Genomic DNA, 13,558 nt, shown 5'->3' with positions numbered 1-13,558 from the left:
AAATCGTTCTTTAATGTGTTAATTCATTTTCATAAAGTTTTTGCCATAGTTTTTGTCCAATCGAGTCTAGCTGCTGTACATTTTGAGCAAATTGATTGCGGGCATGTTCATTAACAAAGGGAGAGGGTAGTAAAGGATCATTCATTAATAAAGTAATGGTTTCTCGCCCTAGTAACAATGCTTGAGCAGCAGCGTCATTGAGCGGTAATTTTTCATATTTTAAAAGCCATTGCTGAATATCTTGGCTATAGTTTTTGTAGTTTAATTCGAGTTGTCTGGTATCCCATAAAAAAGCAATCAACTGAAGGCTTTTTGAATCAAAATTTTGAATAACACAAATTTTTGTTTCACTTTCAAGGCCTGCTAAAACAAGTTCTTCACATGTTTTTTCGAAACTATAGGCCAAATTGTCAGGTCGAATATAAATACCGGTTTCTAGTTCTTTAAAGCCAAATTGACGTAATGCTCGTTCTCTCTTTTTTAAAGCGGTGCGATCTATGCGACCTAACGTACCTGTAAATACTGCAAGATAATGCTGTTGCCATTCTTTGGTTTGTTTAATGCCATTTTTGCGGTTCAAAATGATTTTTGCCCATTCTTTGGTTGATGGCGAAAGTTGATAAATACCGCGCTCGACACTTTCTATCATGCCTTCATTTAATAGCCGAGTCGTCGCAACCCGAATTCCATTTTCACTCATATTAAAGAGTTTGGCGGCAATTAATATCTGTTTGATGGTGAGTTGAGGATAGGCTGAGGAAAGAAATAAATCGATAATAAGATGGCGTGCATTAATTTTGATATTTTTCATTCAGATAGAATTTTTGATATGAGCTGCATTTAATCACAATAATATCATGTTTTTTTAAGAGCTTTTTAAGATGATTTTGTAGAGTAAGAGGCGGCAAAAAATTTTTATCTATAACAAGAGAAATTTTGGCAGTTCTTTACCAAGTTTTATCTTTTTACGATAGTTAACCCAAGTTTGTCATCATGATGTGATACATTATCGCACTTTAAATAAACTGCCTTTAACTAGGGGCAATAACCACAAACGTTAGAAATGATCTGATATTGAACATGTGTTAAGTCAAATTTGAGGCTTACCAATTGCGATAAAACAAATTTTAGATCGTTCTAGTGATTAACTTTCTTTGAGCAAGTTATGGAAAATTTTGAAGTTATAAAAGCACTGTTTCTAGGCTTTGTTGAAGGCTTAACTGAGTTTTTACCCATCTCGAGTACAGGTCATCTGATTTTATTTGGTCATATTATTGATTTCCATTCAGACGGTGGACGTGTATTTGAGGTCGTAATCCAGTTAGGTGCTATTTTGGCAGTGTGCTGGTTATACCGACAAAAAATTATTAATTTGATTAAAGGTTTTTTTAGTGGAGATGTCGAGTCTCGTCATTTCGCCATCAGTGTACTTATTGCATTTTTTCCTGCCGTCATTATTGGTGTTTTGGCCGTCGACTTTATTAAAAGTGTTTTGTTCAGCCCAATTGTCGTTGCTATTGCATTGATTGTTGGTGCTCTCATTATTTTCTGGGTTGAATCTAAGCAGTTTGAACATAAGACAGACGATGCGACCAAAATTACTTTTAAACAAGCACTTTTAGTCGGGCTTGCTCAATGTGTTGCCATGATTCCGGGGACTTCACGTTCAGGTGCAACAATTGTAGGCGGAATGTTTGCGGGCTTATCGCGTAAGGCTGCTACAGAATTTTCTTTCTTCCTTGCAATGCCAACCATGTTGGGTGCAGCAACTTTTGACTTGATCAAAAATGCAGACGTACTTACTGCTGATAATATGATTAATATTGGAGTTGGTTTCGTTGCAGCCTTTATTGCCGCTTTATTTGTTGTAAAAGCATTAGTGCTATTTGTAGAGCGCCATACGTTACGTGTATTTGCATGGTATCGAATTGTATTGGGCGTAATTATTCTGATCGCAGCAATGTTCTTTAATTTATCGGCTTAAAATCTGATGAAGTGAAAAAGCCTAGAATATTCTAGGCTTTTTTATGCCTAAAAATTGATTTGAATTGCCTATTTATACAAAGTAAACCTAAGACACATGTTTTCATTTTAGGTTCATTGTTATATTGATTATTAGATTACCTCTCGCAATAAAACTATGCCGCAAAATCATCTCTCGGAAAATTTGGTCGACGCATTTTTACATTTGGCTCCAGCAGAAGGTCTTTATCCTACTTTTATCTCCAACATCACCTTGATGCGTGTTGATTATTCCACATCACCTGTTGCAGTGTTGCAAGAACCTTCAATTGTTTTAGTCATACAGGGAGTAAAGCGAGGGTATATCGGCAAAGATATTTTTCAATTTCGTCAGGGGCAGTGCTTATTCATTTCAATTGCCATTCCCTTTGATTGCGATACAGTAGTTGAAAATAATGAACCAATGTTGGCTATTGCAATAAAATTTGAATCGCAAATGATGGTTGATTTAGTAACTAAACTGGATAAAGAACAACAAGTGGTTATCGAAGACTCTCAGTCAGGCGATTTAAAATTGAGCTGCGGGCTTAGAGTCATTGATATGAACCCAACTATTTCGGAAGTTGCTCTACGATTGCTTAATTTACTTCGCTCTAAACAAGATACTTTTATCTTGGGTGAACAAGTAAAAAGAGAATTGGTTTATCGTGTATTGCAGGCTTCTGGAGGAGAGTTCATAAAAAATTTATCTGCCATGGCAAGTCGAAACGGCGTGATTTATACAATCTGTGAAATTATTCAGCGTGATTATTATCGTAATTTAACGGTTCAAGAGCTGGCGAAACAAGCGGGAATGAGCATATCGCTTTTTCACCAAACTTTTAAAAAAGTGACAAATTATTCTCCTTTACAGTACATCAAAATTACTCGACTGCATAAAGCACGCGAGTTGATCATGAACAACAAAATGGGGGTAGCAGAAGCAGCCTATGAAGTCGGTTATGTCAGTGCCTCACAATTTAGTCGAGAATTTAAACGACTGTTTGGAATTCCACCTAAGTCTTCGATTATTTAACTTAGATCAGTATTTTTAAAATATAAATCAAACATGGAGCATATAAATGACCCTTCCAACCACTATGAAAATTATTGAAATTACCGCTCCAGGTGGACCTGAGGTTCTAAAAGTTCAAGAGGCTAATATTCCGGTACCTCAAGCAGATGAAGTCTTGATTGAGGTAAAGGCTGCGGGAATTAACCGCCCTGATGTGTTACAGCGTATGGGGCTATATCCAATGCCTAAAGGTGTTACTCAAATACCGGGACTAGAAGTTGCTGGCGTGGTAGTTGCGGTAGGTGACCAAGTGCAACAGTTCAACGTCGGAGATAAAGTTTGTGCTTTAACAAATGGTGGTGGCTATGCAGAGTACTGTGCAGTTGCTGCGACACAAGTATTATCAATACCTGAAAATTTATCGTTTACTCAAGCTGCTGCTATTCCAGAAACGTTCTTCACGGTTTGGGCCAATCTATTTGATATCGGACGTTTAAAGGCAAATGAAACAGCATTGATTCACGGAGGGGCCAGTGGCATTGGCACCACTGCTTTAGCCATCTGTCATGCTTTAGGGATTAAAACTTTTGCTACGGTTGGAAGTGAAGATAAAGTTGAGGCACTCTCTGATTTGACCACGGCAATTAACTATAAAATCCAAGATTTTGAGCAAGAAATTTTGAAACACACCCAAGACCAAGGTGTTGATGTTATTTTGGATATTGTGGGTGGCTCTTATTTCCAGAAAAATTTAAATCTATTAAAACGTGATGGTCGACTTGTCATTATTGGTTTTATGGGGGGGCGAATCGCAAAAGAATTTGATTTACAAAAACTGATTTTAAAACGTGCCACAATTACGGGTTCAACGATGCGAGCGCGTACTAGCGAAGAAAAAGCACAAATTGCCCAATCTTTGCATGAGCATGTGTGGCCATTACTGGCACAAGGTAAGTGTTTACCGCAAATCTATAAAACGTATGCTTTTTCAGATGTACAAAGTGCTCATGAATGTATGGAGCAGGGTGATCACATCGGAAAGATCGTTTTAGAAATGAACGCATAAAGCTGTAATCACTAAAGTTTAGGTGAATGATAGGTTTGCCTAAACTGAATTTTATAATTTTAAACTCTGCCTATTTCTCTATAAAAATTGCCAAATTCTATTGGCAGATTGTACCAGTTCTATGACTTCACCTATAAATTGAGTAAGAAATAAGAATTGGCTCTTAATTTATTATTTCTTTCCATACTGATGAAAAAGGATAGTAACAATGAATACCGCAAATATTGATGATAAAAATCCTACTCCAGATTTGGCTGAAGATAATGCCTTTTTCCCATCACCTTATTCACTGAGTCAATATACTGCTCCAAAAACAGATTACGATGGAACTACATACTCAACGCCGTATACGGGCAGTAAAAAAATCTTAGTGATTGCAACCGATGAACGTTATATTCAAATGCAAAACGGCAAGTTTTTTTCTACTGGGAATCATCCTGTTGAAATGCTTTTACCGATGTTTCATTTAGATAATGCTGGCTTTGAAATTGATGTTGCGACACTTTCAGGTAATCCAGCTAAGCTTGAAATGTGGGCGATGCCAAAGCAAGAACAGGTTGTATTAGACACTTTTCAAAAATATGCAGACAAGTTAAAAAATCCTCTGAAACTCTCAGATATTTTAGAAAATGTAGTAGGGGAAAATTCACCTTATGCGGCTGTCTTTATTCCAGGTGGGCATGGAGCATTAGCTAAGATTCCACATAGCCTTGAAGTAAAAAAAGTCCTTAAATGGGCAGTTGAACAAGATAAATTTATTATTACTTTATGTCATGGGCCTGCTGCGTTATTGGCAGCGGCTGTAGACGAAGCGCCTGAAAACTATATTTTTAAAGGCTATCAAATTTGTGTATTCCCTGATGCTTTAGATGCAGGGGCGAATATTGATATTGGCTATATGCCGGGCGCGTTACCTTGGTTAGTTGGTGAAAACCTTGAAAAATTAGGCGTAGAAATTTTGAATAGTGGTATTACAGGGCAATGTCATAGAGATCATAAATTGTTAACAGGCGATAGCCCACTTGCTTCTAATAATTTAGGCAAACTTGCAGCTGAAACGTTGTTGGCTGAAATAAAAGATTAAGTACACTGCTTTGTTGAAAATATGTGCGCCCTGCGGGACTCGAACCCACGTCGGTCGCTTAGGAGGCAACTGCTCTATCCAGTTAAGCTAAGGGCGCATAATTTAATGATTATAAACGGAAAAGCTATTGCTAAGGCAATGGCTTTTTCATGTTTTAAGTATTAAAACTTTAGCCATAGTGGGTAATAAAGATAAAGTTGAACCACTCAATGGTTTCACAACCACTTATGCCGTGTAGAAAAAACAGTTTATAACGCTAAAAAATCACAAAAAATTCATGTTTATCTTTCTATGATCTGAAGCAAAAGATGAAAAGATTCAAGCAAGCAATCGGGTAGGTGAAGTTATTACCAGAGAGTTGTTTGTTAAAAATCAGATTTGTCTACCGTATAATTCAAAAGGGCATAACATGAAAAAAATTGCTGAACAGGACTTATCTAGAATTATTGAAATGGCATGGGAAGATCGGACTCCATTTGAAGCAATTGAGCGCGAGTATGGCTTAAGTGAAAGTGAAGTTATTCGTTTGATGAGATATAACCTGAAAACCAATAGTTTTAAACTCTGGCGCAAACGTATGGCAGGGCGTAAAACTAAGCATCAACAATTACGTTCGCCAGAAATTGAACGAGCTTACTGTTCGCGTCAGTATAAATATGCATAACGTCTAATTTTATTGTCGATGAAACTTTAATTTTTTACAGCGCATAATTTTCTGATGATGAATAAAAAAGCCATTGTCTAGACAATGGCTTTTTAGATTTATTTATTCTTCCGGATTCTCAATGGAATCTAGTTTTTTAGGATTTAAATAGTCAAAAAGTACGAGCATTGCCGTAATCCAAATAGGGATCATCATTACTGACTCTTTGAAGCCTTGAGTCCACATAATATAGAGAACCACAGCAATAAACGCTAAAACTAAGTAATTACTAAAAGGTGACCATAACGCTGGAAAAGAAGTCTTAATATTCGCGTGCTTAACAAAGCGTCTATACTTCAAATGTGTAATTGATATCATTGCCCAGTTTAGAACAAGTGCACCAACCACAACGTACATAAGATGTCCAAGAGCATCTTCAGGTACAAAGTAATTTAAAAGAACACAACCAAAGATTAATAAAGCAGAAAGCAGAACAGCGGGAATAGGAACCCCCTGTTTATTGGTTTTTGCAAAAACTTTTGGTGCATTCCCTTGTTGAGCGAGACTGTAGAGCATACGGCTATTTGCAAACATGCCACTGTTATAAACAGATAGAGCAGCAGTTAAAATAATAAAGTTCAGTAAGTGTGCAGCCCAACCAATTCCCATTTGGCTAAAAATCATAACAAATGGGCTTTTGTCGAGACCGCCAAGATCTAATTGGTTCCATGGCACTAATGAAAGTAAGATTGCCAATGAACCGATATAGAAAATCAAGATACGGAAAACGACTTGGTTAATTGCTTTTGGAATGGTTTTTTTCGGATCTTTTGCTTCTGCTGCGGCCATACCAATCAGTTCAATACCACCAAAAGCGAACATCAAGAAAGCCAACATATAGAACAGGCCGCTAAAGCCATTTGGGAAAAATCCACCATGAGACCAAAGGTTACTAAATGAAATGCTTGAACCTACATCTGCTGTAAAGAGCAAATAAAGCCCAAACACAATCATTGAGATGACCGCAGCAACTTTAATAATAGCGAGCCAGAATTCGGACTCCCCATAAAATTTGACGTTGGTTAAGTTAATTGCCGTAATCACGACAAAGAAAAATAAGACAGAAGTCCACGCTGGAATATGAGGCCACCAATAATTAATATATTTGGCTACCGCGGTGAGCTCACTCATCGCAACCAGAACGTAGAGTATCCAATAGTTCCATCCGGTTAAAAATCCGGGAAATTTCCCCCAATATTTATACGCAAAATGGCTGAACGATCCTGCAACAGGTTCTTCAACAATCATTTCTCCCAAGTGACGCATAATCAAAAACGCGATTAAGCCGCCAATGGCATATCCTAAAATAATGGATGGTCCCGCAGATTGAATCACTTGCGCCGAGCCTAAAAATAATCCGGTACCAATTGCTCCACCCATAGCAATTAATTGGATATGTCGATTTTTTAGTCCTCGTTGCAGTGTAGAAGATTCGTTGGTCAAAGGTCTTCACTCACAATGAATAAGTAAATTATTCTAATAGATGGAGTTATTTTAGCCTAGACTACAAATTAATAAGCTGTGACTGAAAAGTAATATTAAAATATATTTAAAATCATTGGTTTACTTTTAATATTTCAATATAGAGTGAAAAGTGCTCTAAAAAATATAATTTCATATAGACTTTTTTTCTTAGATTTTGCTTAGATTAAGTCATTGCAAGCATATTGCTAAATTCCCAAAATATGCTCGCGTCAATACGATTGATGTATAAAAGCAGAGTGCTATCTCTTGACCTTAAAACAATTTAAGATGAAGAGAAGGGTAAACAAGAATGCTTGTTTTGATATAGAAGAACATAATAGTAAGGATAACAGTTGATATGAGCTCAGTACCGCAAATTAAAATTCCAGCAACTTATATGCGTGGTGGAACCAGTAAAGGTGTCTTTTTTAAGCTTGATGATTTGCCTGAAAAAGCCCAAGTTGCAGGACAAGCACGAGATCAACTCTTACTCCGTGTCATTGGTAGCCCAGACCCATATGGAAAACAAATTGATGGAATGGGGGGAGCCACTTCTAGTACCAGCAAAACTGTTATTCTCGCGAAAAGTACTCAGCCAGAGCATGATGTAGATTATTTATTTGGTCAGGTTTCAATTGATCAGCCTTTTGTAGACTGGAGTGGTAACTGCGGAAACTTAACTGCTGCGGTTGGCTCTTTTGCTATTTCAAATGGTTTGGTTGATGCAGACCGTATTCCTGAAAATGGCCTATGCACTGTGCGAATTTGGCAAAAAAATATTCTAAAAACCATTATTGCCCATGTGCCTATCACCAATGGTCAAGTTCAAGAAACTGGTGATTTTGAACTTGATGGGGTGACATTTCCGGCCGCTGAAGTTCAAATTGAGTTTTTAGACCCAGCCGATGATGGCGAAGAAGGCGGCGATATGTTCCCGACAGGAAATGTCGTTGACGAATTGGATGTGCCTGATATTGGTCGTTTCCAAGCGACATTTATTAACGCTGGTATTCCAACCATTTTCTTAAATGCAGAAGATTTGGGTTACCAAGGTACTGAATTACAAGATCATATTAATAGCGATGCGGCAGCACTGGCACGTTTTGAAAAAATTCGTGCATATGGTGCGGTACAGATGAGGTTAATTAAAGATATTTCAGAAGCAGCTGCGCGTCAGCATACACCAAAAATTGCTTTTGTTTCTAAACCGAAAAATTATACAGCTTCAAGTGGTAAGCCTGTTTCAGAGAGTGATGTTGATTTACTGGTCCGTGCCTTGTCGATGGGTAAGTTGCACCATGCCATGATGGGAACAGCTGCTGTTGCGATTGGCACTGCTGCTGCCATTCCGGGAACATTAGTAAACCTTGCGGCTGGTGGTGGCGAACGTGAAGCAGTACGTTTTGGGCATCCATCTGGAACATTACGTGTTGGCGCTCAAGCTGAACTTGTTAATGATCAATGGGCGGTTAAAAAAGCCATTATGAGTCGTAGTGCACGTGTGTTAATGGAAGGTTGGGTGCGTGTTCCGGGTGACAGTTTCTAAACTTCTTCTAAATAAAAAGCCTCTCAATGTGTAGAGGCTTTTTTACGCCTGCCTTTAAAAACTCAGCACCCACTTTTTACAGTGAATCGTGTATGATGTAGCGCATGAATGCTTCATTACATTCAATAAAATTTCTCTACTGATTTTATCGAGGCGACTGTGTCATCACTCTCTCAAGTTAATGCGGATGTTTTAAAACAAGCTCAACAACGTATTCAACAAGATTTATTGACGACATTGGCCGCGTTCTCAATTCCAGAGCCTTTAAAAAGTGCAGTACACCATGCAGTTATGCTTGGTGGAAAACGTGTGCGTCCGGCTTTATGTTATGCCACTGCTTCTTTACAGCCAAATCCAAATTTTGCGGCCGCTCGTCGTGCTGCGGTTGCGGTCGAACTCATTCATTGTTACTCACTAGCGCACGATGACTTGCCTTGCATGGACAATGATTTGCTGCGTCGTGGTCAGCCGACTTGTCATGTTGCATTTGGTGAAGATACTGCTTTACTCGCTGGTGATATTTTACAATCGATGGCTTTTGAGGTTTTAGGTAGTCGTTTGTTTGATGAACAAGGGCAGGGTACAGATGCTGCGATTGTATTAAAACAAATGCAGATTTTAGCAACTGCCAGCTCTAAAATGGTCTCTGGACAGGTTTTAGATTTACAAGCTGAAGGCAAGCAAATTGCTCAAGACGAACTAGAAAATATCCACCGTAATAAAACTGGTGCGCTCATTCAGGCCGCAATTATGATGGGTGCCGTCACTATCTTTTCTGGAACGGATCAAGCAATTCCAAAATTGCGCCAATATGGGCAGACGATTGGATTAGCTTTTCAAGTATTAGACGATATTCTCGATATTACTTCGAGTACTGAAGCTTTGGGTAAAACTGCTGGTAAGGATGAGCAAGTGCAAAAATCGACATACCCAGCCTTAATGGGTCTCGAACAAGCACAGATTTATGCCAAAGAATTGCACGATCAAGCTTTTGAGGCCTTAGCTCATTTTGGTGATAATGCAAAAGAATTAGTTGATATCTCACAATTTCTTTTAGCGCGTACGAACTAATAATATTAAATCAATATTCATAACTTCTATTCATGCGAAATGAATAAAGGAGAAAAAAATGAATGGTGAACAACTGCATCAACAAGCAATTGAAATTGCGCGTAATCTTCCCTTTAGTCAACAGACTCATCCGTTTGGGCCTGACTATGAAGTTTTTAAAATTTTAGAGAAAATGTTCATGCTGACGACAGAAGTTGCAGGCGTCAAAATGATTAATGTGAAGTGTGATCCGTATAAAAGTCAAGAATATCAGGAACTCTATTCATTTATTATTCCGGGTTATCACATGAATAAAAAACACTGGATTTCGATTACACCGAATAAGAGTTTAACTAGCGATTTACTGCAAGATTTAATTCGCGACTCTTATAATCTAGTCGTAAAGAAATTACCTTTGAAAGATCAGAAAAGATTAAAAAACCAATAATATAAAAAACGGCGACATGATAGTCACCGTCTTGATTTTAATTACTTATTTGAAGTAATTGAATTAATTATGCTTTCCCATAATACCGCGAATGCTATTTAAAACATCGGCAGGTAAAACTACAGTTTTAGCATTATTAGATTTCGCCATATCCTGCATTGCTTTTACATATTGTTCACCCAGCAGATATGCCACAGGAATCTCTTTATCGCCAACTGCACTGGTCACCATTTCAATTGCACGTTGAGAAGCTTCAGCTAACACGACTTGTGCTTCTGCATCACGGCGAGAAGCTTCTAAACGACCTTCTGCACTTAAAATAGCAGCCTGTTTTTCACCATCTGCTTTAGTAACAGCAGCACGACGTTGACGTTCTGCGGCAGCTTGTTCTTCCATGGCAGCTTGCATGGTATTAGACGGTTGAATATCTTGAATCTCAACAGTTTTTAAGGTAATGCCCCAATCTGAAATATCGTCAGAAATAGCAGCTTTTAACTTAGCCTTAATGTGATCGCGTGAAGACAAAGCATCATCTAGATCCATTTCACCGACAATAGAACGCAGTGAAGTTTGTACAAGGTTCTGAATCGCCCATGTATAGTTTTCAATACCGTAAACTGCTTTTTCTGGTGTGGTTAAATTAATATAAGCAACAGCATTCATAAGCAATACGGCATTGTCACGTGTAATCACTTCTTGTGATGGAATATCGAGCACAATATCTTTCGTGGTAATTTTATAAGCCACTTCATCTACATAGGGAATCACAAAATTAAGCCCCGGATTAAGCGTAGAGTGGTATTTACCTAAACGCTGAACAATCCATTTATAACCTTGAGGAACAATACGTACCCCTTTAAAAATGGTAACTGCAACAAAAGCCAAAAAGGCTAAAACAATAATAGTACCGACTGGCATGAAAATACCCTCTTTATCTTTAATGTTTATGAAGTACTGTGGGTTTGAACAATTAAGTCGTTACCCGAAATGTCAATAACTCTGACACGATCGCCCACTTTAACAGGAGTGGTGCTCCGACAATTCCACTCATCGGCCCCTAAAATAGGCATTGGAAAGCGAACAATAATTTGATCATGGTCTAGACCAGTTTGAATAACCATTCCAATCTGACCAATTGTTGCTTCACGGGGGAGGCCCGCTTTCGTTTTATCAATTGATAAGGGTTTAATAAACTTGAACCAAAGAATGGTGCATATCACAGATAATACAATCCACAACACAATTTGCGTTGTGAGGCTAATATCTGGAAATAACCAATAGAGCAAGCACACCATAATAGCGGCAATACCAAACCAGAGTGCGGCAAAGGCAGGTAGAATCAGTTCGGAAAGAATAAGTAAGATACCCAATACAAACCAGTGCCAAGGTTCTACAACAAACTCCATAGATCTGCTCTTTTATATCTTTATGATGGGTAAAAGTGACTCAATATCACTTTTACCACTGTAGCAGATGAAGGAGAATGTGGACAGAAAAAAACCAACTCAATTAGAATTTAGGGCGTGGTGCGGGCTTAAATGCTGCTGGAGATTTTTTGAAGTTCGCAATTGCACCTTCAATTTGACGCATTTGAGCTTGAGCAGCTTTTTCACCTTCCAAAATTGCTTGATTACTAGATTTTAAGTCGAGTGTACCTAAATGGCCTACTTTAGGTTGAATGACTACATTCGCTTGCTTGAGTTCTTCATTAATACTTTGTTGGCCCATAATATTAATGGTTTGATCCAGTAATCCCCACATATTGGCTGGGCGGTTACCTGCTGGACGCGCAGAAATATCAACTGCAATCACAATATCTGCACCCATATCACGAGCTGTTTTTACAGGAATTGGGCTGACTAGGCCACCATCTACGTATTTTTGATTGCCGATTGTGGCAGGCACGAACACGTTAGGAATGCTGCAAGAGGCACGTACAGCTTGACCAGCATTACCTTTAATAAAGTCTGCTTTTTGACCATTATCAAGACGAGTTGCCACAGCCGCAAAGCGGATTGGGAACTTCTCAATCGGTTTATTGCCAACATTACGGTTCACGTAGTCTTGTAACTTTTGTCCGAGAATAATGCCCTGACGATTAAGGGTTAAATCACGGATATCCGACTCTTGTAATTTCAGAGCCAGACTTTGCAATTGATAAGGTGTCTGCCCACTCGCGTAGATACTTCCAACAAAGCTACCAGCGCTGGTACCCGTTACAATTTTAGGTTTAATTCCATGAGACTCTAAAACCTTGATCACACCAATATGTGAAAATCCTTTTGCTCCACCGCCACCTAAAGCAAGCGCAATGACAGGTTCACGGGCTTTAATTGAGGTAGTCGGCGTTGGTGTTTTGCTAAATTTATCACAGCCAAATAGTGCTAGAGAGATAAATCCAATACTGGCAAATTGAGCAATTTTCATCTTTAAAAATAATCTATGTCGAGATAAATTAAGAGGGTTCATAAGACCAGATTCGCTCAATTTTTGCTAGGTTTTTTTCACTAGATTTTGTAAAGGTTCGGCAAGCCAATTGCGATTTTTGGGTGAAATTTTTCCTTCATAGCGGTCAAAAATCTTTTGTAGATCTTCATCATAGTTTCCACTTGGGTCTAAGTGACCTAAGCAGTGAATCGTTTTATGGTCGTAATCAAAAGAAAACATCACAATTGGAATATTGGCTTTTGCGGCAATATGGTAAAAACCACTTTTCATTTTTTTTGCTTTTTTACGTGTGCCTTCAGGTGCCATCCCAATCCAGATCTTGTCATATTTTTGAATCGTGGCGACGACTTGTTCAGTTAGTCCATTGGCTGTATCACGTTTAACTGGAATGACACCAGCCCAATCTAACGCCCGTTTAAAAGGTGGTTTAAAAAGAGCATCTTTACCCAAAACCGTAATCTGGATACCTAATCCGAAAATGGCAAGAAAACCATACCACCCATCAATGTTAGACGTATGAGGTGAAATAATCGCAACAGCTTTTGGATAATTAGGAATTTCACCTTCAATTGTCCAACCTTGCGCTAAAAAAAGTTTTTTAAATAGTGCTCGGCTTAACGCAGTACCGCGTTGAGGTACCAAATGAGGTAAATTAGGGAAATGTTGATCCATATTTTTTAAATTTTAACTTGTCCTTGTTTTATCTTAATCTTTTGAAATATATGCTTCATTG

Annotated in this window: 14 protein-coding genes and 1 tRNA gene; 8 read left to right on the top strand and 7 right to left on the bottom strand. The window is 38.3% G+C overall.

What is annotated here, in order from left to right:
• Window positions 1-10: 10 nt before the first annotated feature.
• Window positions 11-811, bottom strand: a complete 801-nt coding sequence (locus F936_RS17660; RefSeq protein ID WP_005049949.1) for a PaaX family transcriptional regulator C-terminal domain-containing protein — start codon at window positions 809-811, stop codon at window positions 11-13.
• A 354-nt stretch (window positions 812-1,165) separates the two neighbouring features.
• Here F936_RS17660 and F936_RS17655 point away from each other — a divergent pair, with 354 nt between their 5' ends.
• From F936_RS17655 to hchA, 4 genes are all read left to right on the top strand, one after another.
• Window positions 1,166-1,984, top strand: a complete 819-nt coding sequence (locus tag F936_RS17655) for an undecaprenyl-diphosphate phosphatase (protein ID WP_005036395.1) — start codon at window positions 1,166-1,168, stop codon at window positions 1,982-1,984.
• Between the two features lie 156 nt (window positions 1,985-2,140).
• Window positions 2,141-3,037, top strand: coding sequence for an AraC family transcriptional regulator (locus F936_RS17650; RefSeq protein ID WP_005049946.1), 897 nt, complete (start codon window positions 2,141-2,143; stop codon window positions 3,035-3,037).
• Window positions 3,038-3,083: 46 nt separating this feature from the next.
• A complete protein-coding gene (locus F936_RS17645) occupies window positions 3,084-4,082 on the top strand; it encodes an NAD(P)H-quinone oxidoreductase (protein ID WP_005049944.1) in 999 nt (332 codons plus the stop codon).
• A 208-nt stretch (window positions 4,083-4,290) separates the two neighbouring features.
• Window positions 4,291-5,166 (top strand): glyoxalase III HchA, encoded by an 876-nt coding sequence (hchA, locus tag F936_RS17640; RefSeq protein WP_005049941.1) that lies wholly within the window; start codon window positions 4,291-4,293, stop codon window positions 5,164-5,166.
• Window positions 5,167-5,190: 24 nt separating this feature from the next.
• On the opposite strand, the gene F936_RS17635 is transcribed toward hchA, so the two are convergent.
• Window positions 5,191-5,263, bottom strand: a tRNA-Arg gene (locus tag F936_RS17635).
• A gap of 312 nt (window positions 5,264-5,575) precedes the next feature.
• Here F936_RS17635 and F936_RS17630 point away from each other — a divergent pair.
• Window positions 5,576-5,830, top strand: coding sequence for a TIGR03643 family protein (locus tag F936_RS17630; RefSeq protein WP_004639076.1), 255 nt, complete (start codon window positions 5,576-5,578; stop codon window positions 5,828-5,830).
• A gap of 102 nt (window positions 5,831-5,932) precedes the next feature.
• Here the strand turns inward: F936_RS17630 and F936_RS17625 are convergent, their stop codons facing one another.
• Window positions 5,933-7,312 carry an amino acid permease gene (locus F936_RS17625; RefSeq protein ID WP_004789335.1) on the bottom strand — a complete coding sequence of 460 codons (1,380 nt, stop codon included), beginning with the start codon at window positions 7,310-7,312 and terminating at the stop codon, window positions 5,933-5,935.
• 379 nt (window positions 7,313-7,691) lie between these two features.
• Here F936_RS17625 and prpF point away from each other — a divergent pair, with 379 nt between their 5' ends.
• The 3 genes from prpF (at window position 7,692) to F936_RS17610 (ending at window position 10,377) form a co-directional block, all read left to right on the top strand.
• On the top strand, window positions 7,692-8,879 hold the full coding sequence (gene prpF / locus F936_RS17620; protein ID WP_005049939.1) for a 2-methylaconitate cis-trans isomerase PrpF: 1,188 nt from the start codon (window positions 7,692-7,694) through the stop codon (window positions 8,877-8,879).
• Window positions 8,880-9,038: 159 nt separating this feature from the next.
• Window positions 9,039-9,950, top strand: coding sequence for a polyprenyl synthetase family protein (locus tag F936_RS17615; RefSeq protein WP_005036411.1), 912 nt, complete (start codon window positions 9,039-9,041; stop codon window positions 9,948-9,950).
• 58 nt (window positions 9,951-10,008) lie between these two features.
• Complete coding sequence (locus F936_RS17610; RefSeq protein ID WP_005049937.1) at window positions 10,009-10,377, top strand: MmcQ/YjbR family DNA-binding protein; 369 nt, start codon at window positions 10,009-10,011, stop codon at window positions 10,375-10,377.
• A 63-nt stretch (window positions 10,378-10,440) separates the two neighbouring features.
• On the opposite strand, the gene F936_RS17605 is transcribed toward F936_RS17610, so the two are convergent.
• The 4 genes from F936_RS17605 to F936_RS17590 all read right to left on the bottom strand — a co-directional run bounded on the left by F936_RS17605 (window position 10,441) and on the right by F936_RS17590 (window position 13,497).
• Window positions 10,441-11,295 (bottom strand): SPFH domain-containing protein, encoded by an 855-nt coding sequence (locus tag F936_RS17605; protein WP_005049935.1) that lies wholly within the window; start codon window positions 11,293-11,295, stop codon window positions 10,441-10,443.
• A gap of 26 nt (window positions 11,296-11,321) precedes the next feature.
• Window positions 11,322-11,783: an NfeD family protein gene (locus F936_RS17600; RefSeq protein ID WP_005049933.1), complete on the bottom strand. Its 462-nt coding sequence runs from the start codon at window positions 11,781-11,783 to the stop codon at window positions 11,322-11,324.
• A gap of 103 nt (window positions 11,784-11,886) precedes the next feature.
• Window positions 11,887-12,804 carry a patatin-like phospholipase family protein gene (locus tag F936_RS17595; protein WP_003655372.1) on the bottom strand — a complete coding sequence of 306 codons (918 nt, stop codon included), beginning with the start codon at window positions 12,802-12,804 and terminating at the stop codon, window positions 11,887-11,889.
• 66 nt (window positions 12,805-12,870) lie between these two features.
• Window positions 12,871-13,497, bottom strand: a complete 627-nt coding sequence (locus F936_RS17590; protein ID WP_005049928.1) for a lysophospholipid acyltransferase family protein — start codon at window positions 13,495-13,497, stop codon at window positions 12,871-12,873.
• Window positions 13,498-13,558 lie beyond the last annotated feature (61 nt).

The organism is Acinetobacter calcoaceticus DSM 30006 = CIP 81.8 (assembly GCF_000368965.1).
In the GTDB taxonomy this organism is placed as follows: Bacteria; Pseudomonadota; Gammaproteobacteria; order Pseudomonadales; family Moraxellaceae; genus Acinetobacter; species Acinetobacter calcoaceticus.
This window is presented reverse-complemented; position numbering and strand designations above follow the sequence as displayed.

What these genes read in the sequence shown, in the direction of transcription:
- prpF (WP_005049939.1), top strand. Translation starts at nt 7,692, where the DNA reads ATGAGCTCAGTACCGCAAATTAAAATTCCAGCAACTTATATGCGTGGT.
- F936_RS17605 (WP_005049935.1), bottom strand. Translation starts at nt 11,295, where the DNA reads ATGCCAGTCGGTACTATTATTGTTTTAGCCTTTTTGGCTTTTGTTGCA.
- F936_RS17630 (WP_004639076.1), top strand. Translation starts at nt 5,576, where the DNA reads ATGAAAAAAATTGCTGAACAGGACTTATCTAGAATTATTGAAATGGCA.
- F936_RS17650 (WP_005049946.1), top strand. Translation starts at nt 2,141, where the DNA reads ATGCCGCAAAATCATCTCTCGGAAAATTTGGTCGACGCATTTTTACAT.
- F936_RS17660 (WP_005049949.1), bottom strand. Translation starts at nt 811, where the DNA reads ATGAAAAATATCAAAATTAATGCACGCCATCTTATTATCGATTTATTT.
- F936_RS17610 (WP_005049937.1), top strand. Translation starts at nt 10,009, where the DNA reads ATGAATGGTGAACAACTGCATCAACAAGCAATTGAAATTGCGCGTAAT.
- F936_RS17655 (WP_005036395.1), top strand. Translation starts at nt 1,166, where the DNA reads ATGGAAAATTTTGAAGTTATAAAAGCACTGTTTCTAGGCTTTGTTGAA.
- F936_RS17590 (WP_005049928.1), bottom strand. Translation starts at nt 13,497, where the DNA reads ATGGATCAACATTTCCCTAATTTACCTCATTTGGTACCTCAACGCGGT.
- F936_RS17600 (WP_005049933.1), bottom strand. Translation starts at nt 11,783, where the DNA reads ATGGAGTTTGTTGTAGAACCTTGGCACTGGTTTGTATTGGGTATCTTA.
- F936_RS17645 (WP_005049944.1), top strand. Translation starts at nt 3,084, where the DNA reads ATGACCCTTCCAACCACTATGAAAATTATTGAAATTACCGCTCCAGGT.
- hchA (WP_005049941.1), top strand. Translation starts at nt 4,291, where the DNA reads ATGAATACCGCAAATATTGATGATAAAAATCCTACTCCAGATTTGGCT.
- F936_RS17595 (WP_003655372.1), bottom strand. Translation starts at nt 12,804, where the DNA reads ATGAAAATTGCTCAATTTGCCAGTATTGGATTTATCTCTCTAGCACTA.